The sequence below is a fragment of the Niveispirillum irakense DSM 11586 genome (genome assembly GCF_000429645.1).
GTDB lineage: Bacteria > Pseudomonadota > Alphaproteobacteria > Azospirillales > Azospirillaceae > Niveispirillum > Niveispirillum irakense.
Map to the genome: position 1 here is coordinate 1 of NZ_AUCG01000006.1, position 11,563 is coordinate 11,563.

General features: G+C 61.7%; 9 protein-coding genes. 1 reads left to right on the forward strand and 8 read right to left on the reverse strand.

Annotation, left to right across the window (positions count from 1 at the left end; translation table 11 throughout):
• On the forward strand, positions 1–526 hold a 526-nt coding region (locus G473_RS30835), incomplete at its 5' end, for a hypothetical protein (protein WP_210163210.1).
• 7 nt (positions 527–533) lie between these two features.
• Here the strand turns inward: G473_RS30835 and G473_RS0102730 are convergent.
• The 8 genes from G473_RS0102730 to purT form a co-directional block, all read right to left on the reverse strand.
• Positions 534–1,160, reverse strand: coding sequence for a hypothetical protein (locus G473_RS0102730; RefSeq protein WP_029011837.1), 627 nt, complete (start codon positions 1,158–1,160; stop codon positions 534–536).
• A gap of 56 nt (positions 1,161–1,216) precedes the next feature.
• Positions 1,217–2,839 carry a fumarate hydratase gene (locus tag G473_RS0102735; protein WP_029011838.1) on the reverse strand — a complete coding sequence of 541 codons (1,623 nt, stop codon included), beginning with the start codon at positions 2,837–2,839 and terminating at the stop codon, positions 1,217–1,219.
• A gap of 156 nt (positions 2,840–2,995) precedes the next feature.
• Complete coding sequence (locus G473_RS0102740) at positions 2,996–3,346, reverse strand: RidA family protein (RefSeq protein WP_029011839.1); 351 nt, start codon at positions 3,344–3,346, stop codon at positions 2,996–2,998.
• A gap of 252 nt (positions 3,347–3,598) precedes the next feature.
• Positions 3,599–6,688 carry an efflux RND transporter permease subunit gene (locus G473_RS0102745; RefSeq protein ID WP_029011840.1) on the reverse strand — a complete coding sequence of 1,030 codons (3,090 nt, stop codon included), beginning with the start codon at positions 6,686–6,688 and terminating at the stop codon, positions 3,599–3,601.
• Between the two features lie 31 nt (positions 6,689–6,719).
• The gene (locus G473_RS24760; protein ID WP_084437590.1) at positions 6,720–7,982 is read right to left on the reverse strand and encodes an efflux RND transporter periplasmic adaptor subunit; all 1,263 of its coding nucleotides are present in this window, start codon (positions 7,980–7,982) and stop codon (positions 6,720–6,722) included.
• A gap of 202 nt (positions 7,983–8,184) precedes the next feature.
• Complete coding sequence (locus G473_RS0102755; protein ID WP_029011841.1) at positions 8,185–9,117, reverse strand: AEC family transporter; 933 nt, start codon at positions 9,115–9,117, stop codon at positions 8,185–8,187.
• A gap of 6 nt (positions 9,118–9,123) precedes the next feature.
• Positions 9,124–10,341, reverse strand: coding sequence for an MFS transporter (locus tag G473_RS24765; protein WP_035705198.1), 1,218 nt, complete (start codon positions 10,339–10,341; stop codon positions 9,124–9,126).
• 9 nt (positions 10,342–10,350) lie between these two features.
• Positions 10,351–11,523, reverse strand: coding sequence for a formate-dependent phosphoribosylglycinamide formyltransferase (purT, locus tag G473_RS0102765; protein WP_029011842.1), 1,173 nt, complete (start codon positions 11,521–11,523; stop codon positions 10,351–10,353).
• Between the last annotated feature and the right edge of the window lie 40 nt (positions 11,524–11,563).

The following is an 11,563-nucleotide window of genomic DNA, read 5'->3' on the forward strand; positions in this document are numbered from 1 at the left end:
CCTTCTCTCAATCGATTCACTTGTCCAAGAACCCGGCCCAAAAGCCGATAATCCATCGCCCCGATCTCCATCAGAAGACCGAAACCGGCACCCACAAAAGCAGGAGGATCTCGCCGTTGCAATCCCCATCCAGCGCATAACCGCCAAACTCAGAGACTGCGAAACCATCGCCCGGCAGCTTGTCGCCGCCGCGTCGGTGGAGCGCTTTCTAGCCAACCCCAACCAACCAGTCAACCAGTTTTTTTCATCCGTCCGCTTTTTTATTCAGCAGCAACCAAACCGCCAAACCCAAGCAAACCAAAACCCGGCCAACCATCCCGCCAAATCACCAGCACCCAGACCCAAATCCAGACACCAGCAACCCGACAGGGGCAATAGTCAATTCCACTTGTCCGAAGAGCAAAACCCTTCAAAGAACCAACCGCGGAACAGCATCTCAACGAGGCCAATCGTTCGCGGGGAGGTGTTTATAGCGCTCGTCGGGCGATCACGCAACATAAATTTACGCCAACTGCCACAGAAGTGAAATGCACTTACTCCAGGCAGCGGTGAGGAGCAGTGAGTGTCACCAGATCAGCAAGGGAAACCGCTGTCTCTGTCCGCAGGTCGCCAGCCTTCGCCATTAGGAACAGTGAGGCTGATGACGTTTCGAGCGTCTTGCGCAACCACCAAGCCTGATCAGCCTGATACTTCCTTGTAGACAGTTTGGCTGTGTAGTTTCCGGGGAACTGTGTCGCCAAAGTGTCGATAAATTCGGCGGACCGCGTGCCCACAGGGGCTATAAATTCCCCATCAATATCCGGCACGATATATAATTCGATATGGATGGCAATGTAATGACCATCTGGCTGGCGCTTCAGCCAAAGCAGGATGTGCTGGATGTCCGAATTTAGCCAGGTGTGCATCTCGTGCACAACGGTAAAGGATGGCTCGGGCATCTCCCCCAGGAGCTTCTTTTCGATTATAAAATTTAATCGCCAAGGCCAGTTCCAGTTAGCAAGGGGATCGTCGGCGTCCTCCGGTGGCAACGGGTTTGGGTCTTGGGTGAGCAGCTTGGCAACAACAGCTGCATCAAAACAGGTAGGTTTCCCTGAATCGGCAGCGATCGAGGGGGACGATAACAAAAACAGGAAAAAAAGAAAAAGGATGGCGCGGATCATTCGGCCATCCTAATTCCAATTTAATCCAAACAGTAGGGAAATGTACCTCAGCGAACTTACTTCGTCGCTTCGAAGAAATCGTTGCCCTTGTCATCGGTGATGATGAAGGCGGGGAAATCCTCCACCTCAATGCGCCAGATGGCTTCCATCCCCAGTTCGGGGAAGGCAATGCACTCGACCTTCTTGATACAATCCTGGGCGAGACGGGCGGCAGCACCACCGATGGAGCCCAGATAGAAGCCACCATGCTTCTGGCAGGCATTTTTCACCGCCAGCGAGCGGTTGCCCTTGGCCAGCATGACGAAGGAGCCACCGGCTTCCTGGAACTGATCGACGAAGCTGTCCATACGGCCAGCGGTTGTCGGGCCGAAGGAGCCCGAGGCAAAGCCCTCCGGCGTCTTGGCCGGACCGGCATAATAGATCGGGTGGTTCTTGAAATAATCCGGCAACGGCTGCCCGGCGTCCAGGGCGGCACGTAGCTTGGCATGGGCGCTGTCGCGCGCCACGATCAGCGGGCCGGTCAGCGAGACGCGGGTGCGGATCGGGTACTGGGTCAGAGTGGCCCGGATCTCCGCCATCGGCTTGGTCAGATCGATCTTCACCACCTCGTCAGAGAGGGACGCGGCATCCACGTCCGGCAGGAAGCGGGCGGGATCTGTCTCAAGCTGTTCCAGATAGATGCCGTCCTTGGTGATCTTGCCCAAGGCCTGACGGTCGGCCGAACAGGAAACGCCAATGCCGATCGGCAGCGAGGCACCATGGCGCGGCAGGCGGATCACCCGGACATCATGGCAGAAATATTTGCCGCCGAACTGCGCGCCAATGCCCAGCTTCTGGGAGGCGGCAAACAAAGCCTCTTCCATCTCCAGATCACGATAAGCGTGACCGCTTTCCGAGCCTTGCGTCGGCAGGCCATCATAATAGCGGGCCGAAGCCAGCTTCACCGTCTTCAGGTTCAGTTCCGCCGAAAGGCCGCCGATCACCACCGACAGATGGTAGGGCGGGCAGGCCGAAGTGCCCAGCGAGGCCATCTTCTCTTCAATGAAGGGGATCAGCCGATCGGGCGCCAGTACGGACGGCGTGGCCTGGAACAGGAAGGTCTTATTGGCGGAACCGCCACCCTTGGCCATGAAGAAGAACTTATAGGCATCTTCCCCCTCGGCATAGATCTCGATCTGGCCGGGCAGGTTGGTGCGGGTGTTCTTCTCCTCATACATGGAGAGCGGGGCCACCTGGCTGTAGCGCAGGTTCCGCTTCAGATACGCATCGCGGATACCATCGGCCAGTGCCAGATCGTCGGCACCCTTGGTCCAGACGCGGCGGCCCTTTTTGCCCATGACGATGGCCGTACCGGTATCCTGGCACATGGGCAGCACGCCACCGGCAGCGATGGAGGCGTTCTTCAGCAGGTCCAGGGCCACGAAACGATCGTTGGCCGACGCCTCACTATCGTCCAGGATCTTGGCCAGCTGGGCCAGATGGCCGGGGCGCAGCAGATGGTTGATGTCGATGAAGGCCTGTTCGGCCAACAGGCGCAGCCCCTCCGGCTCCACCTTGAGGATGCTCTCGCCCTCGAACTCACTGACCGAGACATAATCGGACGTCAGCTTGCGATAGGGGGTCTTGTCCTCGCCAAGCGGGAACAGGCTGAAGCTCTGGGGCGAAAGATCATCAGGCATGGGTCGCTCTTACATCCGGGGCTTTCGGGGGTGGCGGGCCGGGCCGCCAGCAATGGGCATGACATAGCGCGTCGGCAGGATGACTGCCAGCCCGGCGATGGTCGCAGAGCCCACGGGATGGATGGGCTGCCCCTCCCCTTCCCGCGGGCAGCCGCATCAGCCCTGGGCAGCGATACAGACAATCTCCACCAGATAGCCGGGGGTCGCCAGCCGGGCTTCAACCGTGGCGCGGGCCGGAGGATTGGACTGGTCCACCCAGGCGTCCCAGACTTCGTTCATGGCGGCGAAGTTGCCAATGCTGGAGAGGTAAATGGTGGTGGAAAGGATCTTGGACTTGTCGCTGCCAGCTTCCGCCAGCAGTGCGTCGATCTGGGCCAGAACCTGGGCCGTCTGCCCCTTGATATCGGCATTGTTATCGGTGGCGACCTGGCCGGCCAGATAGACGGTGCCGTTATGGATGGCGGCTTCGCTCATACGGCGACCGGGCTGAAGACGGACAATGCTCACCGATGCTCTCCTCAGATAATGGCGCCGCAACCGGAATGATAAGGCGGCGCTTCTGCCATAAGGCGCTACAGCGCAGGCGGCAAGCCCGCTTACCGCCGGAAACAGGGATAGCAGACATGCGGCTTGCTGGCTGAAATTACGAAATGAACGACAGACTTGAATAAAAATTACGCCCCGGCACGGGAATGCCGGGGCGTTCTGGAAGAAAGTGACTGATTTGCGCTTCTAAGACAGGGAGAGAACTCCCCGTCCTTATTCACCATCCAGCGGCTGCGGGCGCAGCGGTGCCGGCTCTTCCTTCGGGGTCAGCATCCGGCCCAGCTTGGGGGAGAGCCAGTGCTGGAGATCATCCATCACGGTGAACATGGTCGGCACAAACACCAGCGACAACAGGGTCGAGGTGATAAGGCCACCGATCACGGCCACCGCCATGGGCTGACGGAATTCCGTATCCGCCCCCCAGCCCATGGCGATGGGGAACATGCCCGCCGCCATGGCAATCGTGGTCATGACAATGGGTCGGGCACGTTTGGCGCCAGCATCACGCAAGGCTTCCGCCCGGCTCATCCCATGGTCGCGGATGGCGACGATGGCATATTCAACCAGCAGGATGGAGTTCTTGGTGACGATGCCCATGAGCATCAGGATCCCGATCAGGGCCGGCAGCGACAAAGACATCTGCCCGATCAGCAACCCGGCCACCGCCCCGCCCAACGACAGGGGCAGCGCCGTCATGATGGTGAGCGGCTGATAGAAATTGTGGAACAGCAGGATCAGCACGGCGATGATCAGCAGGAAGCCGGTTCCCAAAGCCACGGCAAAGCCCAGGAACAGGATTTCCATCTGCTCCGACCCACCATAAGCGGGCTTGGAGACGCCAGCCGGCATATGGGCCATGGATGGCAGGGCATTGATCGCCTTCATTGCCTCTCCCAGTTCCGCCCCGTTCAGGTCGGCCTGGATTGATACGCGGCGGGCACGATCAAACCGGTCGATCTGTACCGGGCCGGACCCCATATCCAGTTCTGCCACCGCATTCAGCGGAACGGTTGCACCGTTATTGGCCCGCACCCGCAGATTGGCGATGACACCCAGGTCGCTGCGCGCCGCCTTATCCAACTGCACCCGGATCGGCACCAGACGGTCACCCAGGTTGAACTTGGCAGAGTTGGTGTCGATCTCACCCAAAGTGGCAACCTTGGCCACCTGCCCCAGGGCATAAACCGAGACACCCTGTTCCGCCGCCCGGTCGAAGAACGGCTTGATCTGGATTTCCGGCCGCTGCAACGGTGCGGTGGAGGTGACATTCTTCAGGATGGACAGTCCCTTCATCTCGGCCAGAACCTTGGCCGCATGCTCGTCCAGCAGCTCGCCATTCTCGCTGGTCAGCATGATGGAGACGTCGCGATTGCCAAAGCCACCCGTGGAGTTGAAGCTGAACCGGGCGCCCGGAATACGCTGCAATTCCGCCAGCACGCGATTTTCAAAATCCTTCTGGTGAACCCGCTCAGACCGGGGCTTCAACAACACGGTGATGGCACCCCTGCGGACCTGACCGCCGCGACCGGCACGTTCCCATGTTGCCTCCACCTCGGGCTGTGCGCGCAGGATATTGGCGGCGCGCTGGGTGGTGCCATCCATCTGTTCCAGCGTCACGCCGGGCGCCATTTCGACCTGCAGGTTGGAGAAACCGATATCCTGCGAGGGTACGAAGCCGGTCGGCAGCAGCGTCGATGCGAAGACCGAAAGGATGAAGAAGGCAGAGCCGGCCAGGATCGTCTTCCAGCGATGCAGCATGCACCAGTCCAGCAGCCCCAGATAGCGCTGCACCCAGGCGGGCGAGTCATCATGGTCAGGCTGGGCGGGCTTCAGCAGATAGGCTGCCATCAATGGCGTAAGAAGGCGGGCCACCAGCAGAGAGAACAGCACCGCAACGGCAACCGTGATGCCGAAGGACTTGAAATATTGTCCCGCAATACCGGGCATGAAGGAGACGGGCACGAACACCACAACGATGGTCATGGTGGTGGCAACCACCGCCAGCCCGATCTCGTCCGCCGCCTCCAGCGCTGCCGCATAGGGGCGTTTGCCCTGTCGGATATGGCGGACGATATTCTCAATCTCCACGATCGCGTCGTCGACGAGGATACCCACCACCAGGGCCAGCGCCAGCATGGTCACGCCATTCAGGGTGAAGCCGAGCAGGTGCATCGCCAGGAAGGTTGGGATGGTCGAAAGCGGCATCGCCAGAGCGGAAATCAACGTCGCCCGCATGTCGCGCAGGAACCACCAGACGACACCGACCGCCAGAAGGGCACCGATCACCAGCGCCTCAATCGACGCGATATAGCTGTCGATGGTGAATTTGACGTTGGAGATGATCAACTGGAACTGAAGGTCGGGATAGTCCTTGCGGAGTTGTTCGACCGTTTCCAGCACACCTTCATAGACGGTGACTTCGCTGGAATTCGGCGCCCGGCTGATGGCGAAGCCGACAGCCGGCGTTCCGTTCAGACGGGAAACAGCCCGGAGTTCAGAAGTGCCGTCCACGACATCGGCAATATCGGAGAGGCGGACCTTCGTGCCATTGGGAGTGGAAATCTCGATGGCACGCAACTCATCCACACTGCGCGCGCGACCCAGGGTGCGGATCGACTGTTCCGCCGTGCCCAGTTCCCCACGCCCGCCCGGCATATCGACATTCAGGGCCTGGAGCTGCTGGTTCACCTCACCCGCCGTCACACCCAGCGCCATCATACGGGCAGGATCGAGATTGACGCGGATTTCGCGGCTGAGACCGCCCAGACGCTCCACCTCGCCCACGCCGCCAACACGCTTCAGCGACCGGGCAATCTCACTGTCAATCAGCCAGGAAATCTGCTCGACCGAGCGGTAAGAAGAAGTGACGGTGTAATAAAGGATGGCATCGCCCGTCACATCCAGCCGCTGAACCTGCGGTTCATAAATATCCTGCGGCAGATCGGAGCGGATACGGCTGACGGCATCGCGCACATCATTGACGGCGCGGTCCGTGTTGTAGCCGATCTTGAATTCGATCGTGGTGTTGGAATTGCCATCCGTCACCGTCGAATTGACGTGATCGATACCGGTGACGTTGGCCACCGCATCCTCGATCTTTTTCGTCACCTCCTGTTCCAGTTCCGACGGCGCGGCACCGGGACGGCTGACATTGACATTCACCACCGGGAAGTCGATGTCCGGATTGTTGGTGATGTCCATCGTCAGGAACGAGACGAGGCCGGCCAGAGTCAGGATGATGAACAAGACGATGGGCGGAACGGGATGGCGGATGGCGACCGCCGAGATATTGCCGCTGCTCATGATACGGATGCCTCTCGATCAGGTCGGATCATTATTGCGGCGGCAGGGGGCGGACATCGCCACCCACCACACCATCGGAAATGGTCACCTTCTCGCCCTCCCGCAGATAGGGGGCGCCCGTGAGAACCACTGATTCCCCGGCCGTCACACCGGACAGGATCGCAACCTTGCCATTGGCACGGCTGCCGGTGCGGATTTCCCGAACATGGACAACATGATGACCATTCTCGTCTGCCGCCTTATCAGCGACGACCAGCAGGGACTTGGCATCACGGTAAACAATGGCGGCTTCCGGCACCACCGGGGCCGATACGGTACCAACGCGGGCGATACCGGAAACGAACATGCCGGGGCGCAATTGTGGCGAAGCCGGCAGGGCGATCTTCACCTGACCGATACGCGAGCGGACATCAACAACCGGAGAAACCAGCCGAACCGTCCCGACAAACGGGTTGCCATCCGCGTCCGTGGCATTCAACACAACCTCCTGGCCGGGCGCGAGGCTGGGCAGGTCCACTTCCGGCACCTCGGCAACCAGTTCCACCCGGTCATCACGGATGATGGTGAAAAGCTCCGTCCCACCAGCCGACATCACGGCGCCCAGACGGGCGTTGCGCTTGGCAACGGTGCCATCGGTGGGGCTGCGGATTTCCGTCTGTGCCAGTCGGACAGCGGCCTGGTCACGGGCCGCGATGGCGACACCGACGCGGGCCTTTGCCGTTGCCGCCGTGGAACGGCGGGCGTCCAGATCACGACCGGAAATGGCACCGGTACGGGACAGTTCCTCCGCGCGGCGGATATTGGCTTCAGCTTCCGTGGCGATGGCTTCGGCTTCGCGCAGCGACGCCTCCCGCGAGGCCAGTTCCGCTTTCAGGACGCTGTCATCAAAACGGGCAAGGACTTGGCCAGCCTTCACCTTATCCCCTTCATCGACCAGCACCTGGACGATGGCAAGCCCGCTGACCTGGGTTCCGATCGGCAGTTCATCCCACGCCGCGAGGGAGCCGGTAACCATCAGGTTGCGGGCCACATTTTCGGGGGCCGCCGTTACACTGGTGACGGTCAGGATGTTCGATGTACTGCCCGATGGCGGCACCGCTGGTGTCGCCGGTTGCTGGCGGTTGAGAAAGAAATAGGTCGCCGCCGCGGCAGCCACAACCAGCACCGTCCCCAGAATCAGCCATTTGTTCCTGCCGCTCGGCCGCTTGGCCGCATGGCCCTGGGACATAGCCTGACGGGGAAATGACCCCATATCAGACGGGTTGGGACGGGAGGGAAGGGGCTGGACAGTCATCTTCAACGTAACCTCTGGCCAACCGCGGCATCGGGCGCGGCATCCGGGCGAGGGAAATCATGCGCGGCCCTCCTGCTTGCCAGGATTACCCCGTCACTCCCCCCTTTTCTAGCCGGACAATACATCTACACAGCGACCGCGTGAAGAATAGGATGGTTTCGCGGTTGTAACGTATCGTTACCGGCACGATCGCTCTATTCACTCACCGGAAATAGTCGATGATGAAGCCCGTGGTAAAAGCCGAACAGACCGTGGTCAGCAAGGTCGCGCTGGCAACACGATTGGGGTGGGCATCATATCGCTGGGCGAAAAGAAACGCATTCAGCCCCGCCGGCAGCGATGCTGTGGTAACGGCAATAGCTAATTGCAGATCAGGCAGATTGAAAAGATACCGGGCAGATACAAAAACCATCGCCGGCAAGATCATCAGCTTGACCAGAACCATGAACAAGGTGCGCCCGACAAGGTCTGTCACCGCCACGCCGACAAGGCTGGCGCCCAACGCAAAAAGCGAGCAGGGAACAGCCGCCGCCCCCAGCATCGCGACCGCCTGATCCAGCGGCAGCGGCAGCCGCCCGCCCAGGGAACCGAAGGCAAGCCCGGACATATTGGCGATAATGACCGGATTCTTCATCAAGGCCAGCAGCGTATTGCCGGCCACCCGCCACGGCCCGCCGCCCCCTGCCCTGCCGGCTTCCGCCACCACGGTGGTGACCCCGACCAGGAAAGCGGCATGGAAGGTCGCGATCAGCAACATCTGCTGCAGACCCGCCTGCCCATAGGCGGACAGGGTCAAGGGCACGCCGACCAGCACCATGTTGGAGAAATTGCCCCCCAGGGTCAGCGATGCAGCACCCGCTGCCTGCTCGCGATAATGGAAACGGGCATAGAGAAAAGTGGCCAGCGTCACCAGCGCCAGGGCGCTGTAATAGGCGGCCAGCAGAGCCATTTCATCCGCATGGGGCAGGCCGCGCGCCGCCATGGACCGGAACAGCAGCGCCGGCAGGGCCAGATAATAGATGAAATTGCCCAGCGTCTTGGACACGTCGGCGGGAAAAAGCGGCGGGCGACCGACGGCAAAGCCTAGCGCCACAAGACCGAAGACCGGCAGGATAATGGTAAGGATCGTATCCACGCCCGGTCAGCCCCCTGAAGCACGGTCAAGCCGCGCCAGCGGCAATGCAAGTATGAAAGCCAGGGCCAGCAGGCCCAGCACCATCGCCACGACCCCGCCCCAGCCAACGCCATCCCATGCCAGACCGCCCGTGGCCCCCAGGATGCTGGAGCCCATGTAATAGCAGAAAAGATAAAGCGAGGAGGCCTGCGCCTTGGCTGCCGCCGCCCGGGCGCTGACCCAACTGCTGGCCACGGAATGGGCGGCGAAAAAGCTGAAGGTCAACAGCGCGACCCCACCAACCACCAGCCAGAGCGGGCCAGCCGCCGTCATCGCCACACCTGCTGCGATACCAACAATCCCGACCGGCAATACCCGACCCCGACCAATTCGCCCAGCCAGCGCGCCGATCCAGGCCGAGCCGCCCATGCCCATGACATAGGCGCTGAAGATCAGGCCGATCATGGTCTGGCTGAGATTGTAAGGCGGCTCCAGCAGATGGAAGCCGATATAATTATAAAGGGTGACGAAGGCCCCCATCAGCAGGAAAGCCTGAGAGAACAACAGACACAGGCCGGGATCGCGGAATTGTCGCAGCAATCCCCGCGCCAGCGCTGCCGGATCAGGGGCCTGACGCTGAAAATGGCGGGATGCCGGCAATAATCGCCACAGGCCCAGGGCCGCCACAAGGCCCAACACGCCAATACCAGCCGCCACCGGGCGCCAGGGCATGAAATCAACCGCAATACCCGTGGCCAGTCGCCCCACCATGCCGCCCAGCGCTGACGCGGCGATGTAAAGCCCCATGGCAAGCCCCAGGGCCTTCGGCTCCATCTCCTCCCCCAGATAGGCCATGGCGACAGCGGGCAACCCGGCCAGCGCCACGCCCATCAGGGTACGGGCCACCAGCAGCCCATGCCAGGACGGGGTAAAGGCCACGATGATGGTCAAGAGCGACGCCGCCAGCAGCGACGCGACCATGATCGGCTTGCGGCCCCATACTTCCGACAGGCTGCCGGCTGCCAGCAGCGACAGCGCAAGCGCGCCCGTTGCCAGGGACAGCGACAAGGCGCTTTCCGCCGCACTGACCCGGAATTCCGCCGCCAGCAGCGGCAGCAGCGGCTGGGTATGGTACAGCAGGGCAAAGGTGGTCAGGCCCGCGCCGGCCATGGCGAGGCTGGTGCGGCGGAAGGCCGGCGTGCCAGCGGCAATGCGCCCTTCCGTCACCTGCTCCGGGGCCGGCATGGCCGTCCCTCAGCGATAGGTAATTCGCACCTTGTCGGCGACTTCCTTGGCGGTCTTGCGCGCTTCGTCCGTATCCGTGCCCAGCGCCAGGGCCACACCCATGCGGCGATAGGGGCGGGTCGTCGGCTTGCCGAACAGGCGGATATCCACCTGCTGGTCGGGTCGGCCCGTGGACAAGGCGTCGGCAACACCGTCGAAACCGAAGGCATCTGACGCCCGGTCAGCCAGGATCACCGCGCTGGCAGCGGCGCCGCGCAGGGTGACGGCCGGAATGGGCAGGCCCAGGATAGCGCGGGCATGCAGGTCAAATTCCGACAGGTTCTGCGATGCCAGGGTCACCATACCCGTATCATGGGGACGGGGGCTGAGTTCGGAGAAGATCACCTCGTCGCGGGTGACGAAAAATTCCACGCCGAAAATGCCGTACCCGCCCAGGTCATTCACCACCTTGGCCGCCATCTCCTGCGCCGATTGCAGCAGATCAGCGCGCATCGCCATCGGCTGCCAGCTTTCCTGGTAATCGCCCCGTTCCTGCCGGTGGCCGATGGGCGGGCAGAACACGATGCCGTCGCGCGTGCGCACGGTCAGCAGCGTGATCTCGTACTCAAACGGCACGAATTCCTCGACAATCACCTTGGCGCGGTCACCGCGCATATTGGCGACAGCATATTCCCAGGCGGTCTTCAGATCCGCCTCGGCACGCACCGTGCTCTGCCCCTTGCCGGAAGAGGACATGACCGGCTTGATCACACAAGGCAGGCCGGTATGGGCGATGGCGGCCACCACCTCGTCATAGCTTTCAGCATAGCGATACCGGCTGGTGCGCAGGCCGAGATCAACGGCGGCCAGTTCGCGGATACGGTCGCGGTTCATCGTCATGATGGTCGCGCGGGCGGACGGCACGACGGTGAAGCCCTCCTGCTCCAGCTCGGCCAGCATCTCGGTGCGGATGGCCTCCACCTCCGGCACGATAAAATCGGGCCGGTGCTTCTCCGCCGCGGCGCGCAGCTTGTCGCCATCCAGCATGGGGAACACTTCACGTCCATCGGCAACCTGCATGGCCGGCGCATCATCATAGGCGTCGCAGGCAATCACCTGCGCGCCCAGGCGCTTGGCGGAGATAACAAACTCACGCCCCAATTCACCGGAACCGAGAAGCAGGATTTTCGCCGTGAAAGCCATGATGGATCGCTCTTGTCTGGTCATACCCGTTGCGCCAGAC